The organism is Novosphingobium fuchskuhlense, assembly GCF_001519075.1.
GTDB classification, from domain to species: domain Bacteria; phylum Pseudomonadota; class Alphaproteobacteria; order Sphingomonadales; family Sphingomonadaceae; genus Novosphingobium; species Novosphingobium fuchskuhlense.
This window is the reverse complement of record NZ_KQ954245.1, coordinates 258,175-269,813: the sequence shown is the minus strand read 5'-3', so window position 1 is coordinate 269,813 and position 11,639 is coordinate 258,175. Positions and strand designations below refer to the sequence as shown.

At 63.1% G+C, this 11,639-nt stretch carries 25 protein-coding genes; 12 read left to right on the top strand and 13 right to left on the bottom strand.

Features of this window, described 5'->3' with window-relative positions:
• Window positions 1-35: 35 nt before the first annotated feature.
• The 11 genes from AQZ52_RS11110 to AQZ52_RS11065 form a co-directional block, all read right to left on the bottom strand.
• Window positions 36-218 (bottom strand): hypothetical protein, encoded by a 183-nt coding sequence (locus AQZ52_RS11110; protein WP_067910508.1) that lies wholly within the window; start codon window positions 216-218, stop codon window positions 36-38.
• A gap of 1 nt (window position 219) precedes the next feature.
• Window positions 220-414: a hypothetical protein gene (locus tag AQZ52_RS11105; RefSeq protein ID WP_067910505.1), complete on the bottom strand. Its 195-nt coding sequence runs from the start codon at window positions 412-414 to the stop codon at window positions 220-222.
• Window positions 411-854 (bottom strand): hypothetical protein, encoded by a 444-nt coding sequence (locus AQZ52_RS11100; RefSeq protein ID WP_067910501.1) that lies wholly within the window; start codon window positions 852-854, stop codon window positions 411-413. The genes AQZ52_RS11105 and AQZ52_RS11100 overlap by 4 nt, the downstream gene beginning before the upstream one ends.
• Window positions 855-865: 11 nt before the next feature.
• On the bottom strand, window positions 866-1,363 hold the full coding sequence (gene ssb, locus AQZ52_RS11095) for a single-stranded DNA-binding protein (RefSeq protein WP_276203280.1): 498 nt from the start codon (window positions 1,361-1,363) through the stop codon (window positions 866-868).
• Window positions 1,363-2,340: a hypothetical protein gene (locus AQZ52_RS11090; RefSeq protein WP_067910495.1), complete on the bottom strand. Its 978-nt coding sequence runs from the start codon at window positions 2,338-2,340 to the stop codon at window positions 1,363-1,365. The genes ssb and AQZ52_RS11090 overlap by 1 nt, the downstream gene beginning before the upstream one ends.
• Window positions 2,341-2,351: 11 nt before the next feature.
• Window positions 2,352-3,113, bottom strand: coding sequence for an ERF family protein (locus AQZ52_RS11085; protein WP_067910492.1), 762 nt, complete (start codon window positions 3,111-3,113; stop codon window positions 2,352-2,354).
• Between the two features lies 1 nt (window position 3,114).
• The gene (locus tag AQZ52_RS18540; RefSeq protein ID WP_156424910.1) at window positions 3,115-3,270 is read right to left on the bottom strand and encodes a hypothetical protein; all 156 of its coding nucleotides are present in this window, start codon (window positions 3,268-3,270) and stop codon (window positions 3,115-3,117) included.
• 113 nt (window positions 3,271-3,383) lie between these two features.
• Entirely contained in the window at window positions 3,384-3,830 is a 447-nt protein-coding gene (locus AQZ52_RS11080) for a hypothetical protein (protein ID WP_067910487.1), read from the bottom strand.
• Window positions 3,830-4,033 carry a hypothetical protein gene (locus AQZ52_RS11075; RefSeq protein ID WP_067910484.1) on the bottom strand — a complete coding sequence of 68 codons (204 nt, stop codon included), beginning with the start codon at window positions 4,031-4,033 and terminating at the stop codon, window positions 3,830-3,832. Before AQZ52_RS11075 ends, AQZ52_RS11080 begins: the two co-directional genes overlap by 1 nt.
• Complete coding sequence (locus tag AQZ52_RS11070; protein ID WP_067910481.1) at window positions 4,030-4,266, bottom strand: hypothetical protein; 237 nt, start codon at window positions 4,264-4,266, stop codon at window positions 4,030-4,032. Before AQZ52_RS11070 ends, AQZ52_RS11075 begins: the two co-directional genes overlap by 4 nt.
• Complete coding sequence (locus AQZ52_RS11065; protein WP_067910478.1) at window positions 4,263-4,583, bottom strand: hypothetical protein; 321 nt, start codon at window positions 4,581-4,583, stop codon at window positions 4,263-4,265. Before AQZ52_RS11065 ends, AQZ52_RS11070 begins: the two co-directional genes overlap by 4 nt.
• Window positions 4,584-4,756: 173 nt before the next feature.
• Here AQZ52_RS11065 and AQZ52_RS11060 point away from each other — a divergent pair, with 173 nt between their 5' ends.
• The gene (locus tag AQZ52_RS11060) at window positions 4,757-5,155 is read left to right on the top strand and encodes a hypothetical protein (RefSeq protein WP_156424909.1); all 399 of its coding nucleotides are present in this window, start codon (window positions 4,757-4,759) and stop codon (window positions 5,153-5,155) included.
• A 10-nt stretch (window positions 5,156-5,165) separates the two neighbouring features.
• Here AQZ52_RS11060 and AQZ52_RS11055 read toward each other — a convergent pair whose 3' ends face one another.
• Entirely contained in the window at window positions 5,166-5,453 is a 288-nt protein-coding gene (locus AQZ52_RS11055) for a hypothetical protein (protein WP_067910473.1), read from the bottom strand.
• Window positions 5,454-5,456: 3 nt separating this feature from the next.
• Window positions 5,457-6,149 (bottom strand): XRE family transcriptional regulator, encoded by a 693-nt coding sequence (locus tag AQZ52_RS11050; protein ID WP_169793740.1) that lies wholly within the window; start codon window positions 6,147-6,149, stop codon window positions 5,457-5,459.
• Here AQZ52_RS11050 and AQZ52_RS18755 point away from each other — a divergent pair.
• The 11 genes from AQZ52_RS18755 to AQZ52_RS18525 all read left to right on the top strand — a co-directional run bounded on the left by AQZ52_RS18755 (window position 6,148) and on the right by AQZ52_RS18525 (window position 11,613).
• A complete protein-coding gene (locus tag AQZ52_RS18755) occupies window positions 6,148-6,351 on the top strand; it encodes a carph-isopro domain-containing protein (RefSeq protein ID WP_067910465.1) in 204 nt (67 codons plus the stop codon). The genes AQZ52_RS11050 and AQZ52_RS18755 overlap by 2 nt on opposite strands.
• Before the next feature lie 34 nt (window positions 6,352-6,385).
• A complete protein-coding gene (locus AQZ52_RS18535) occupies window positions 6,386-6,553 on the top strand; it encodes a hypothetical protein (protein ID WP_156424908.1) in 168 nt (55 codons plus the stop codon).
• Window positions 6,554-7,040: 487 nt separating this feature from the next.
• Window positions 7,041-7,478, top strand: a complete 438-nt coding sequence (locus AQZ52_RS11040; RefSeq protein ID WP_067910462.1) for a helix-turn-helix domain-containing protein — start codon at window positions 7,041-7,043, stop codon at window positions 7,476-7,478.
• Window positions 7,475-8,128, top strand: a complete 654-nt coding sequence (locus AQZ52_RS11035; RefSeq protein WP_067910459.1) for a helix-turn-helix domain-containing protein — start codon at window positions 7,475-7,477, stop codon at window positions 8,126-8,128. Before AQZ52_RS11040 ends, AQZ52_RS11035 begins: the two co-directional genes overlap by 4 nt.
• Complete coding sequence (locus AQZ52_RS11030; RefSeq protein ID WP_067910455.1) at window positions 8,125-8,379, top strand: hypothetical protein; 255 nt, start codon at window positions 8,125-8,127, stop codon at window positions 8,377-8,379. Before AQZ52_RS11035 ends, AQZ52_RS11030 begins: the two co-directional genes overlap by 4 nt.
• 182 nt (window positions 8,380-8,561) lie before the next feature.
• Window positions 8,562-9,017 (top strand): hypothetical protein, encoded by a 456-nt coding sequence (locus AQZ52_RS11025; protein ID WP_205626469.1) that lies wholly within the window; start codon window positions 8,562-8,564, stop codon window positions 9,015-9,017.
• Window positions 9,014-9,175, top strand: coding sequence for a hypothetical protein (locus tag AQZ52_RS18530; RefSeq protein ID WP_156424907.1), 162 nt, complete (start codon window positions 9,014-9,016; stop codon window positions 9,173-9,175). The genes AQZ52_RS11025 and AQZ52_RS18530 overlap by 4 nt, the downstream gene beginning before the upstream one ends.
• Window positions 9,168-9,680 (top strand): hypothetical protein, encoded by a 513-nt coding sequence (locus tag AQZ52_RS11020; RefSeq protein WP_067910449.1) that lies wholly within the window; start codon window positions 9,168-9,170, stop codon window positions 9,678-9,680. Before AQZ52_RS18530 ends, AQZ52_RS11020 begins: the two co-directional genes overlap by 8 nt.
• 11 nt (window positions 9,681-9,691) lie before the next feature.
• Window positions 9,692-10,603 carry a DUF2303 family protein gene (locus AQZ52_RS11015; RefSeq protein ID WP_067910446.1) on the top strand — a complete coding sequence of 304 codons (912 nt, stop codon included), beginning with the start codon at window positions 9,692-9,694 and terminating at the stop codon, window positions 10,601-10,603.
• A 153-nt stretch (window positions 10,604-10,756) separates the two neighbouring features.
• Window positions 10,757-10,945 (top strand): hypothetical protein, encoded by a 189-nt coding sequence (locus AQZ52_RS19100; RefSeq protein WP_240481594.1) that lies wholly within the window; start codon window positions 10,757-10,759, stop codon window positions 10,943-10,945.
• The gene (locus AQZ52_RS18525) at window positions 10,942-11,613 is read left to right on the top strand and encodes a hypothetical protein (protein WP_156424906.1); all 672 of its coding nucleotides are present in this window, start codon (window positions 10,942-10,944) and stop codon (window positions 11,611-11,613) included. Before AQZ52_RS19100 ends, AQZ52_RS18525 begins: the two co-directional genes overlap by 4 nt.
• Window positions 11,614-11,639: the final 26 nt, after the last annotated feature.

Sequence of the window (11,639 nt, the reverse complement as noted above, 5' to 3'; positions counted from 1 at the left end):
TCTTGCGTCGGCCGCCCGGCCCCTCGTGGAAAGTGTCAATCGGCCAGCTTCCAAGCGAGGATGTCGCTCGGGTGTGGCGGGGTGCTGATGGTCCAGCGCAGCGTGTCGGCCGGCCAGTGCGGCGGGTCGTAGTTCGCGCTGTCGTAGCCATTCCTGAGGCGCACGCGGACGCGCTTGCCCTTCGTGGCACCGGGCTGCATGCCTTCGTTGCGGGGCATGTCACGACGCCCGCTCCGCCAGGAGCTTGGCAACCTCGTGGCGGATCGCCCAGCCTGCGTCCTGTGTGCAGCGCATGAATGCGTCGGCAAGCTCTGGCTTACCGCGCGAAGTCGCCCGGGCGGCGCAATTCGTGCGGGCCTCTAGCATGATGTCGGCGGGTGCAGTGATCGGCGGCAAGGGGGCGGCGTGTGTCATGCTGCGGCTTTCGCTTCGCTGGTGAGTTCACTGGGATGACAGCCAAGGCGCGCCGCAAGCTTGGCGCTGGCAAAGTCGACGAATTTCGCGCGCTCGCCTTCCGGCATGTTGTGGAAGGCGATGCTGTCGTAGTCGTAGTCGAGGATTTCTCCGGTCCTGCGCGACACGATGGGCCGCGCGAGGCCAGCCTCCCGCTTCAGCCACTTGTGCAGCATCGCGGTCGTGACCGGGCCGTCGAAAGCATCGGCAAGGTTGTCGATCGCGATCTTCAGCATGACCCAATACCAAGCCATCCGGCGCACATTGCCCTGCGTCCGTTTGATCTCGATGCGGACCATCGAGCCATCGGCCACGGCTTTGAGTGCTTCCGCCGCCGCGCCGTTGATCGGGCGCAGGGTGCCAAGGGAAACGCGAAACAGAAGGGGTTCGGTATCAGCCATGGTGACGCTCCTCAGAACGGAATCTCGTCGTCGAGGTCGTCGTCGGCGAAACCGCCGCGCTGCTGGCTCCCAAAGCCACCGGACCGCCCTGCCCCGCCGCCCGTGCCGCCGCGCGCCTGTCCGCCGCGCTGGCTCTCGCCCTGCCCGCTGTCATTGTTGGCGCCGTCGAGCATGACCAGCGAGCCCCCGATCCCCCCAAGCACAACCTCGGTGCTGTAGCGGTCGCTGCCATCCTGTGCCTGCCACTTGCGGGTGCGCAGTTGGCCTTCGATGTAGACCTTGCTGCCCTTGCGCAGATAGCGCTCGGCGACACCGACAAGACCGTCGGACTGGATCGAGACGGTGTGCCACTCAACCCGTTCCTTCCGCTCACCAGTGGCCTTGTCCTTCCACGTCTCGCTGGTGGCGATGCGCAGGACCGCAAGACGGCCGCCGTTTTGAAAGCTCTTGACCTCGGGATCCTGCCCCAAGTTGCCGATCAGCATGACCTTGTTGACGCTCGCCATAATCAGACTTCCTTCACTTCGCGGATGATGAAACCGGGGATGCCGCGCGCACGCTTGCCGGGATCGCGCGCATCGGCGCTCGCAAGCCGCTGGATCAGGGCTTTGATCTCCTCGGGCTCGTGGTTCATGTAGTGGCGCAGCGCAGCGGTCCACGCGTCCTTCTCGCCACTCGGCTCGGCCACGTAAGAGGTGCGCAGCGCTTGAGCGCGCAGGCCATCACCACCGCCTGCCCTGACCTTCTCCCGCGCGACGCCCTTGGCTTGACGGATAAGTTCCTCTGCGGCGGCGAGTGTTTCATCCGCGCGTTCCATCACGGCCAAGTCGGTCGTTTCCTTGGCCTCGGCCCGCTCTGCCAGCGCCTTTGCTGCAGCTTCGGCGGCGGCGGCTGCAGCAGCGGCTTCACGCTCGCGACGATCAGCTTCCTGCTTGTTCAGCCAGACCGTCAAAAGGTTGCCGAGCGCGGCGATCGCCTTGCTGGCCTTGCCCGGCTGCCGGTTCTTCATCGGCGCGATGTAGGCGTTGTAGCGGTCTTGAATTTCCGCGATCTGATCATCGAGCGGCTTCTTCTCCGCCACTCGCGCGTCATCAGCGGCGTTCACGGCCTGCTGCAGGAGACCCCGCAAACGGCCAACGCTGTCGGCCTGATCCTGGTTGGTGATATCGATGCCATCAGCCCAGTTGCCAGCCTCGGTGAGCAGATCATCAAGGTTGGTCTTCACTGCGTCCCACGTCGTGAGTTTTGGCCCCGACTCTTCGATCGGCGGCCCGCCATTGTCTCCGATCGGAGGCGGAGCAACCGCGACGGCAGTCGCGTCTTCGGCGGCAGCCTCAAGCTTCGTCACGTGAGCATGCAGCGCTTCGATCTCCCCGGAACGCTCGGGTTCATCGCGGCGGAGCTTGGCGAGGGCGTTGCTAGCGTAACGCAAAGGCATACCATTGATCGCGATAGCGCCCTTGCTGGACTGATAGTGGGTCAGCATGCCGGGGTTCCTTAGAAGGGGCAGTTCTCGAGCGACGCAGGATCGAAATCCCCGCCCTGCTGCTGAGTTTGCTGGTTGGTCTGCTCGTGAGCAGCCTTGGCGAGACGGTCTTCGAGGCGAGACACGGCTTCATCGAACTGCGCCTTGCTAAGTTCGCGCAGGTTCTTGACCTTGTAATATTCGATGATGACACCGGGCGCGGTGTTGGTTGCCTGCAAGAGGCCTGTGATTTTCGCGAACGAAGCATCCGACATGCCTGCCGACTGCCGCTGGCGCGGCTCGGCCTTCGGAGCTTGGGTATTGCCCCGGCTCTGAACCTCGTGCGTGGTGGCATCGGCGTCGTTGTCACCCTCGGTCGGGATCGCAAAAGCCATGAGCGCGGCATATTTGTAGGCAGCCGACATTGCCTTGTTCGTGGCCTTGTCGGCGCTATCCATGGCCTCGCCGAATGTGCGGACGACATGCACCGATCCATCTTCGGCAGCGATGAAATCGAACTCGGCCTCGACGGTGACATAGAACAGCGCGCCACCCTTCGCCGATGTGCGCTCGACAACCTCGCGGCTGACCATGCGCGGCAGGATGCAGAGGCCATTGGCCGCAAGCAGCGGCGACAAGGCATCGTAGATCTCGTCGATGCCGCGGAACTGGTAGCCCTGCTGCTGATTGCGACGCGACTTGGAAATGCCGGTGCGCGCCAGCTCGGCCTGGATGGCAGCGATCTTGGCATAGACAGCCGGAACGCCAGCGGTGATTCTCGTAGGTGCGTTCATATCAGTTGCTTCCTTTGGCGGCGGCCGCGCGCTTTTCGCGAAGCCAATCGGTGATGACGCCCCGCTTGCGAGGCTGGGCGACCACGTAGGCCGGAACACGGATTTCCGTGCCGTAGAGGCCGGGCATGATGCGCGTGGCGATGGGACTGCGGTTCATGGCGTGACAATCCAGACGAGAGTGAACAGCGCGGCGAAGGCAGGCATGGCCCAGAGGACCGGCCAGAACTCGCGCGGGTGGCTGCGGATGAGGGCGATGGCGGGGTGCATGGCCTAGTGCGCCTCCTCGCTGTGCTTGCTGGCGAAGCTGGCGGCTATGTCCACGCACCCGGCAGCGCCGCGGCCAACCGGATCGGCGAACACGTCGAACGACCACGGCGCGAAGGCCGACATGCGGACCTGGGTGATCTCGGCGGGATAGCTTTCGGAAACCTGCTTGGTGATCAGGCTGTCCGGGCACTTGCGCCAGACCTTGCGGGCCTTGATCGCGCTGACCGAAAGCACCTGCGCGCCGGTCAGCTCGTCGCGCTGCAGAACGAACAGGGTCGCCTTGTGCGGGCAGAGCCGCGCGGCGTTGGCGACTGCTTCGACCAGCGCCTCGGCCTTTCCGGTATCGACCGGGTGCGCCTGCCCGCCGGTCAGGGTCTGCCATGCGGTGAAGGTGTGGCGCTGGAACGCGGCGGCGGCGCAGGCAGCGGCGGTTCTGGTGAGGCTGCCCATCACGCGACACTCCGCAAAACGGCAAGCGCAGTCTGCACTTCAATGTTGCGGTCGAACGAACCTTGGCGGATCATGTCGCTGTAGGCAGCGACGTGCGGTGCCCATTCTTCCAAGGTACGGAGGGGCGTTGGGCGCTTTACTTCCAAACGGATGTACTGGTCCGCCGCGATGTCGCGAGCGCGCTGGATGAGTGTGTCGCTCATGCGTCGACTCCATCGACAATGGCGTCCTCGATGGCCTGCAACAGGTCTTCGTAGGTCGCGGCGTGAAGGGTCTGGCCGGCGCAGCGATGGAACCCGTCCTGATCGCAATCAGCGTCGTAATCGGGCGATGTGGCGGACCAATCGAAGGCGCGCGTCGGGATCGGCGGGTAGTCCGCGCTGATGGACCAGCCTTTGTAGGTCCACATGTCGACGGCGAGTGCTGGCGCGCTCACGCGGCCACCTTCACAGCACCGACGTGCTGGAATACGCGCGTCGAAACCCGTTCGCCATCGGCATCAAGGCCAGCAACGCGGACCTCGCGGATGCGGTCCCACGGTGTGACCTCACGGGCGTTGTAGAAGAACACCCCGACGCCATCCGCATCGACGCCGCGCAGATCGCAATCGATCATGTGCTCGGCACGGGCGTAGATATCGACCGCGACGTTCTGGCGGGGATAGCCCTCGGGGCTGCGCGGCGGGTTGAGCTTGTAGCCAGCGAACGGCGCGAGGATCGCGATCAGTTCAGCAGTGGTGACAGGTGTAGCCATCGGAAGTCTCCAAACTGGCCGGGTCTGCGCTTTCGGCTCACCGGCTGTTGGAGATTTATTACGATATTCGTATCCATACGTCAATACGGTTTTCGTAATTTTCTTGTTTCAATGTGCGAAAATCGATAGCTCACGCTCATGCCGATCATGCCGAGCGGTGGGGCTGTAGGAAAATGGAAATGGAAAACAGGTGCGCATGCAACGTGATACACGAGCAAGCCCTTGCACTTCGGGCCGAAGTCATCCGGGAGCTTAGGGCCAAGGGTGAGAATGTGGGTCCGCCGTTCGATATTCCGGGCGGGAAGACCTACTTGTGGTCGCGCACGCTGACCAGCCTGGAACTAGATGCGTGTCTGAACTGGCAAGAAGTTATAGGCGCCGCAAACACACTGGAGCACGCAGCGGTTGACGGTGTTAAGGTGATGCCGAAGCCCTTCTTCGCCCATCCGTTCGAAGAGAACCGTGTCGCAGTTACCGCAGGCTATTTCGTGTTCCGGCTCATTGCCCCGGTAGAGCGGTGTTTTCGACGGGGTTATCTTGCCATCGCCCGGCGCTGGCGTGCCAAGCGGTAGCCTCAGCCGCTTAGTCACGCCCTTGAAGCTCCTCGCGCAGATAGGCGATTTCGGTGCGCGCGTACTCGGCCTCTGTGGTGAGCGCGCGAAGCTGGTCGTAGATCGCGATGCCGATGACGTTCAGGCCGGACGCGGCAAAGGTGAAAGCAACGCCGGCAAACCCGAACAGCGCCCACGGGCCGTACTCGACATGATAGCCAGGCATGAAAAACGCAGCGACCGGCACCAGCAAGAACAGAAACGACACCCAGAAAGCAAACAGCGTGACCCAGCGATAGGCTTCAAGGATTAGCCGCATCAGCTACAACCCTTCGTCACTCGTAAACGACACCACGCGGCCGATTACCGTGATCTCGTGCTCTCCAATGTGAATGACATTGTGCATCGGATTCGATGATACCGGCTCAAACCGCGCGGGCTCCGTGCAGAAGCGCTTGATGGTCGTTTCCCCGCCTCCGTTTTGAATCAGGTAGACGCGGTTGTTGCGCAGTTCTCTCTGATCGGGATCCACCACGGCGTAAGACCGCTCGGGCAGGATCTGATTCATGCTATCGCCATCAACCTGAACCGCGAAAGCCTGGTTGCACCCGGCTCGCTTGATCTGTGGAACAAGAAACGCGGGCACTTCAATCGCCTCTCGCCAACTGCCGGCTGCGGCAATGCCGATCACCGGTACCCAAACGACATTCGTATCAACGCTCGGACTGTCAATTTCACCCAACCCGAAAAACTCAGCAAGGATGGGCATTTCATTCTGTTGAATGCGCCGCGTGCCCTTTTTGATTTCCGCCACACGAGGGGCTGGAATACCCAAAAGCTTGGCGATGCCAGCGCCGGTCACGCGCTTTTCCGCCAGCCTTTTCAGCAGTTCATCGCGGATGTCGTCATGAGTGACCATCGGGACACCATGCGAAAATCGTAAGCCCCCGTCGATAACGGACATCGTAACTTTTCCCCTTGCAGGCAGCTTACGAATATCGTAATTCTCCTGCATGGATACACCTTCGGACATCATTGAGGCTCTTGGCGGCACTGTTGCTGTTGCTGTGGCGCTCGATCTCGCCCCGACCACCGTGTCGAGTTGGAAGTCATCCGGGTCAATCCCGAAGTGGCGCATCCCCGGCATTGAAGCCCTCGCGAGAGAGAAGGGTATCATGCTCAACATCGCTCAGCGCCCCAGCCAGTCGGCGGCGTGACGATGGCCGGCCCCATTCCCCAAGGAGAAACGACATGCGTACGATCGAAGAACAGCGCGTTGCGCTCGATTGCGTTGCCCTTGCACTCAGCAATGGCCGCGACCTTACCGACGCGGAAGCGTTCTACGCTTTCGTCACCGGCGAGCGCCAGGACGACGCCAAGCTCAAGCTCGACGCCGTCGACGCTGCCTTCAGGACGTAGTATCGGATTTTCCAAATACGACCCTAAGGCATCGGGTGAACAAGGCGACATCGTCGTCAAGATTTGTTGCCGCTTCGTAGTGTGTCGCGCGCAAAATCTTTCACATCTCAAGCGCAACTGCCTGATGCGAGCCGCCAGCTGGCCAATTGGTGACGCGTACATCTTCAGACATTTTGATTCTCCTGTCTCGGGTCGCTCCGACAGGATGGCCGAAGGCGGCGCGGAGTCAATCTGCGCCGCCGGAGGGCACTGACCGATGACGGACGCCCTGATCGTGATCGCCTTGTGGTGGATCGCCCTCGCCTGTCTCGCGGCTTGGGCTTTCGGCCCGTTTACCGGCTTCAACGACCGCGAGCCGCGCCAATGAACTCTCCCCCCGGCGACATGCAACCGCCGCTGGGCACCTGCGGGACCGCAGCCCCCCAATACCCTGCGGTCCCGTCTTTCTTCGATGTTCCCTGTTCCAGCCATAATGGAGCAATACCCGATGCTTGACCGCAATGTCTTGCTGCCCTTCGCTTTGCCGGACACAAAATCACTGCGCCGCGCTGCGGCCAACATCATCCGCGATATCCAGCGCGAGCATGAGTTGACGGACCAGATGCTTGCCGATCGCGTAGGCATCTCCGCCGGCACCGTTGCCAACATCCGCAACGAGAAGAACGATATCGGGTCTGTCACGCTGGCCCGGATCGCCGCGGCATTTGGCGAGGAGTTCCTTGCCCCGTTTCAGGCGCTCTACGCCCCGCCCCCGAGCGAGGATGGCGAACCGGTGGCGCTGCTTTCCGACGCACTGGCGGCGATGGTACGGGCCAAAGGCATCAAGGGCGAGCTCGATAGCCTGCCTGCGCTCAAGGCCTGCGTCGAGGGGCTTTCGGCGCATATCCTTTCGGTGGAACGCAAGCGTCTGCGGGTGGCAGCATGAGCGCCCGCCCAGCCTACGCGCCTGCCGACAACGCCGCGCTGCGCTATGCCGACTTCTGCGATTTCCGCGACATGGCGCGCGGATCGGCGAAGCTGCGCGACAGCATCCTGATCTCGCGCGGTCTGCCGCCCCTCGGGATGCCGCACATCAACGACAACGTGAAGCGCGTTGCATCCAATCCGCGCGTGTCGAAGCACCAGTGCGCCGACTGCGGCGGTGCTTTGAACGTGCGCCGGAACAAGACCGGGCGCTGCATCCATTGCGTGCGGGCGTTCCTGCACCCGAACACGAAGCGCTGTTCGGTGTGCCAGGTCGGACTGGACCGGAAGAACGCGTCTGGCCTGTGCGCCGAGCATCGGATCCGGCTTCGGGAAACCAAGCTCGACAATCCCACGCGCGCCTTGGTCAAGAAGGTTTCGCAGCTGATGAACATCAGCGCCGAGGACGTGCTGAGCCGGTCGCACGAGACTGCGGCGGTCGAGGCGCGCTGCGTTGTCGCTTCTGTGCTGCGCCGCCGGGGACAGTCCCTGCAGAAGATTGGGCGCCGTTTGGGCCGCGATCACAGTTCGATCAAGCACCTGATCGACAACCTCCCCAAGTATGCCGCGCGCAATCCGCTGGTGACTGAAACGCTGGAGAAACTGGCATGACGCGCCAGATGGGCGGCAACGACCCTGCACACCGTGAGGCGATGCAAGAGGGGAGCGCCACGCTGCGCGATCGCATCCTCGCCATGCTGGCCGAGCGCGATGGCAAGTTCAGCGCGCAGGTTGCGGGCCATGATCAGGCACGCCGGGCCATCGCCAAGGGCGTTTCGCGCGAAGAGGTGATGAGCCTCTTCGACCTGTCCGATACCGCATATGAGCAGCTTGCCGGGCAAGTGCGGGCGGGTGCGGCATGAGCCAGAACCGATCCTCGGCCGTGATGCAGCAACGTCATGAGGCGCACGACAGCTTGGACGATTTTCCCACCCCCCCGTGGGCCACCCGCGCGCTCTGCGAATGGCTGGTGCGCAACTGGTGCCCGGAACGGGATGACTGTTGCGAACTGACCTGCCGCGAACCCGCTGCCAATCGCGGACACATGGCGCGCCCGCTGGCCGAGTATTTCGGCACCGTCGAAGCCGCGGACGTCCATGATTATGGCGCAGGTTTTCCGGTGGCTGACTATCTGTGGGGCCCGGTGCCGCCGATGGTCGACTGGACCATCACAAACCCGCCGTTCCGCCTTGCCGAGCAGTTTATCGCGCGCGCGGCCGCCAGCAGCGAGCATGGTTTTGCCATGATCGTGCGCACTGCCTTTCTTGAAGGGCAGGGCCGGTACGAGAGCCTGTTCAAAGTCAATCCGCCCAGCTTTGTTCTCCAATTTGCCGAGCGCGTAGTGATGCATCGGGGCCGTCTGGCTCCTGAGGGATCGACCGCAACTGCCTATTGCTGGCTCGTGTGGATCGACGGCGAGGACGACACCCGCTTTGACTGGATCGCGCCATGCCGGAAGCGCCTGGAGCGGGCTGAGGATTATCGGGAGCCCGCCGCATGATGCGCCTGTTCCGCCGCCGTCCCACCGCGTCAGACGCGGGCCGCACGCTGTCCGAACTGCGCTGTCTTGGCGACCGCGAACGGTATCGCGCCAAGGCCCGCCTGATGCGCTCCGATATGGGCCTGCCGCCGCTGCCCGAACTGGAGCCGCGTGGGTAAGCGCCGCGCCGCCATTTCCACGACGAGCGACGGCGCGACGCTCGATCCCTTTGTACCCCGCGCCGAGGAGAATGAAATGCCCAAGGAAAACTACGACTCGGACACCGGGGAAATCATCGAAGATCGAGCTGCAGATGGCGGCAGGCGCTATCCTTCTGTCACCACGCTCACCGACCTGATCGCCATGCTGAACGATGGCGCGTTCAATCAGGACTGCGCCGACAAGCTGCAGGAATTCTCGGCGGACATGGAAGAGCTCGGCGTCGACACCGGCAAGAAGGTCAAGGGCAAGATCACGCTGACCATCGATGTCGAGCGCGAGCATGACGGCGTCTATTTTTTCACGCCGCAGGTCACTCTGAAGCTGCCGCCGGAGAAGGTGAGCCGCACGATCGGCTGGGTCACGGACGACAACCGCTTCACGCCGAACAAGCCAGGCCAAGGCAACCTGTTCGGCACCATCCGCGAGATCACCGCTGAACCGCGCACTGTGCGCAGCGCCTGAAAGGACCAGACATGACCGACACCACAGAGGCGGGCGCTATCGTTCGCGACAGCATTGCCGCCGCCAGCGACCACCTGCGCGGCCTGATCGTCACCATCAAGGATCCGCGCGATGGGACTGAAGCGCCGGCACTTCTCGGCGACAAGGTCGAGATCATCAGCCCGTCGCAGCTCGATCCCTACCGCGACATTCCGCTGCGCCGCACCGGCACGGCAACCCACACGCGGCTGGACAGCTTCATCGACCATGTGAACCGCTTCAAGGGCGGCAACAGCGCGGTCTTCGCGGTCGACAATATGGAAGCGCCGAAGCTGACTGCGATCTTCGATTACCACTTTGCTGGCTACGAGAGCGACCCCTGCAACCTCAAGCACAAGGCGGTCTACAGCTTTCCGTTGTCCGACGAGTGGAAGGCGTGGAGCAAGGCTGACGGCAAGCCCATGTCGATGGCTGACTTCGCGGCGTTTCTCGAAGATCATATCGTCGACGTGACTTCCGACAAGCCGCAGTCCGATGCGGCCAAGGACTTCCTTTCGAAGTCCGGCGGCAATCTCGCCAGCCCTTCCAAGCTGATCGAGATCGCGCGAGGCCTGCAGGTCAATGAAGCGTCGACGCTGCGCGAGGCCCGCAATCTTTCGAGCGGCGAGGCTGAAGTCGTGTTCCAGTCGGAACACCTCGACGCGAGCGGCAACAAGCTGGTGCTCCCCAACGCATTCATGATCTGCATCCCGATCTTCGCGCGCGCCCGGGTGCTTGACCAGATCCTCGCACGGTTCCGCTACCGCAGGCAGGGCGGCGGCATCGTGTTCTGGTTCGACCTCTGGCGGCCGGATATGGTGTTCGAGCACGCGTTCACCGAGGCCTGTGAGCAGGTCAAGGCTGATACCGGCCTGCCGCTGTTTGTCGGTAGCGCCGAAGCCTGACCTATGATCCGGTTGCCGTTCCCTCCTGCCGCTCTCTCAGGGCACGCCAAAGGCCACTGGCGAGGCAAGTCCTCCGTCACGGCCAAGTGGCGCGCATGGGCGAAGGCTGCCGCTCTCGCAGCCAAGGTAACGGCACCGGATCAAGGTGACATCGTGGTGCGCATTCGCTTCGTGCCACCGAACCGGCGCGGGGATCGGGTCAATTTCGGCAACCGCTGCAAACCCATCTTCGATGGCATCGCGGACGCGCTCAAGGTGAACGATAGCCGGTTCGTGCCGCTGTACGAATATGCCGAGCCGGAAGCACCTGGGCGGCTTGAGATCGAGGTGCACGCGCTGTGACCACCTCGGAACTCATGAAGGCCATGGCTGATGCAGGAGCGCCGTTTGATGCCATCCTGATCGCCGTGCGTGCAATTGAAGAACGAGATGCGGCAATCGAGGCGACGCGCGCTGCCGCTCGTGAACGCAAGCGCCGTCAACGCGCCAATACGCGTGACATGGACGGGACAGTCACGGGACAGTCACGGGACATGGATGGGACAGTCACGGCCACCCCCGCCCTTTCCCGCCCCCCCAATGAGAATAACTCTAACCCCCCCACCCATACCCACCCGGAAACATCCCCCTGCGCGAGCGCACTTGCGCGTAAGGCCCCGGCTGGTGGCGAATTCCCCAAGCCGGATTGGGCTGATGGCTCGGTCTGGGCAGACTTCCTGAAGAACCGCCGCGCCAAGCGCTTGCCGAACACGGCCACGGCGTACCGCGGCTTTCTCGCCGACATTGCCAAGCTGGCCACCGGTGAATGGCCACCGGGCCGATTACTCGAACACGCGGTGATGAAGGGTTGGGGCGCGATCTATGCTCCGGATGAACTGAAGGGGACTGCAAATGGCAAAGACATTCGGACAGGTGGTGGCACGGCTGCCAAGCCCGCGCTCGTCGACATCGGACGGCAGGTTGCTGCAGAACTCGAAGCCCGTGGAACTGGCACCTTCGGGCGCCACTGAGGCCGTCGCGCTCGTCACAAGCTGCC

Excerpts from the sequence above, each read along its gene's own strand:
- AQZ52_RS11090 (WP_067910495.1), bottom strand. The coding sequence starts at position 2,340 with ATGCTGACCCACTATCAGTCCAGCAAGGGCGCTATCGCGATCAATGGT.
- AQZ52_RS11100 (WP_067910501.1), bottom strand. The coding sequence starts at position 854 with ATGGCTGATACCGAACCCCTTCTGTTTCGCGTTTCCCTTGGCACCCTG.
- AQZ52_RS11025 (WP_205626469.1), top strand. The coding sequence starts at position 8,562 with ATGGCGCGCCCGCTGGCCGAGTATTTCGGCACCGTCGAAGCCGCGGAC.
- AQZ52_RS11060 (WP_156424909.1), top strand. The coding sequence starts at position 4,757 with ATGGAAATGGAAAACAGGTGCGCATGCAACGTGATACACGAGCAAGCC.
- AQZ52_RS11030 (WP_067910455.1), top strand. The coding sequence starts at position 8,125 with ATGACGCGCCAGATGGGCGGCAACGACCCTGCACACCGTGAGGCGATG.
- AQZ52_RS11075 (WP_067910484.1), bottom strand. The coding sequence starts at position 4,033 with ATGAGCGACACACTCATCCAGCGCGCTCGCGACATCGCGGCGGACCAG.
- AQZ52_RS11040 (WP_067910462.1), top strand. The coding sequence starts at position 7,041 with ATGCTTGACCGCAATGTCTTGCTGCCCTTCGCTTTGCCGGACACAAAA.
- AQZ52_RS11035 (WP_067910459.1), top strand. The coding sequence starts at position 7,475 with ATGAGCGCCCGCCCAGCCTACGCGCCTGCCGACAACGCCGCGCTGCGC.
- AQZ52_RS11050 (WP_169793740.1), bottom strand. The coding sequence starts at position 6,149 with ATGCAGGAGAATTACGATATTCGTAAGCTGCCTGCAAGGGGAAAAGTT.
- AQZ52_RS11110 (WP_067910508.1), bottom strand. The coding sequence starts at position 218 with ATGCCCCGCAACGAAGGCATGCAGCCCGGTGCCACGAAGGGCAAGCGC.
- AQZ52_RS11015 (WP_067910446.1), top strand. The coding sequence starts at position 9,692 with ATGACCGACACCACAGAGGCGGGCGCTATCGTTCGCGACAGCATTGCC.
- AQZ52_RS11080 (WP_067910487.1), bottom strand. The coding sequence starts at position 3,830 with ATGGGCAGCCTCACCAGAACCGCCGCTGCCTGCGCCGCCGCCGCGTTC.
- AQZ52_RS18535 (WP_156424908.1), top strand. The coding sequence starts at position 6,386 with ATGCGTACGATCGAAGAACAGCGCGTTGCGCTCGATTGCGTTGCCCTT.
- AQZ52_RS18530 (WP_156424907.1), top strand. The coding sequence starts at position 9,014 with ATGATGCGCCTGTTCCGCCGCCGTCCCACCGCGTCAGACGCGGGCCGC.
- AQZ52_RS11055 (WP_067910473.1), bottom strand. The coding sequence starts at position 5,453 with ATGCGGCTAATCCTTGAAGCCTATCGCTGGGTCACGCTGTTTGCTTTC.
- AQZ52_RS11065 (WP_067910478.1), bottom strand. The coding sequence starts at position 4,583 with ATGGCTACACCTGTCACCACTGCTGAACTGATCGCGATCCTCGCGCCG.
- AQZ52_RS18755 (WP_067910465.1), top strand. The coding sequence starts at position 6,148 with ATGGATACACCTTCGGACATCATTGAGGCTCTTGGCGGCACTGTTGCT.
- AQZ52_RS11105 (WP_067910505.1), bottom strand. The coding sequence starts at position 414 with ATGACACACGCCGCCCCCTTGCCGCCGATCACTGCACCCGCCGACATC.
- AQZ52_RS11085 (WP_067910492.1), bottom strand. The coding sequence starts at position 3,113 with ATGAACGCACCTACGAGAATCACCGCTGGCGTTCCGGCTGTCTATGCC.
- AQZ52_RS18540 (WP_156424910.1), bottom strand. The coding sequence starts at position 3,270 with ATGAACCGCAGTCCCATCGCCACGCGCATCATGCCCGGCCTCTACGGC.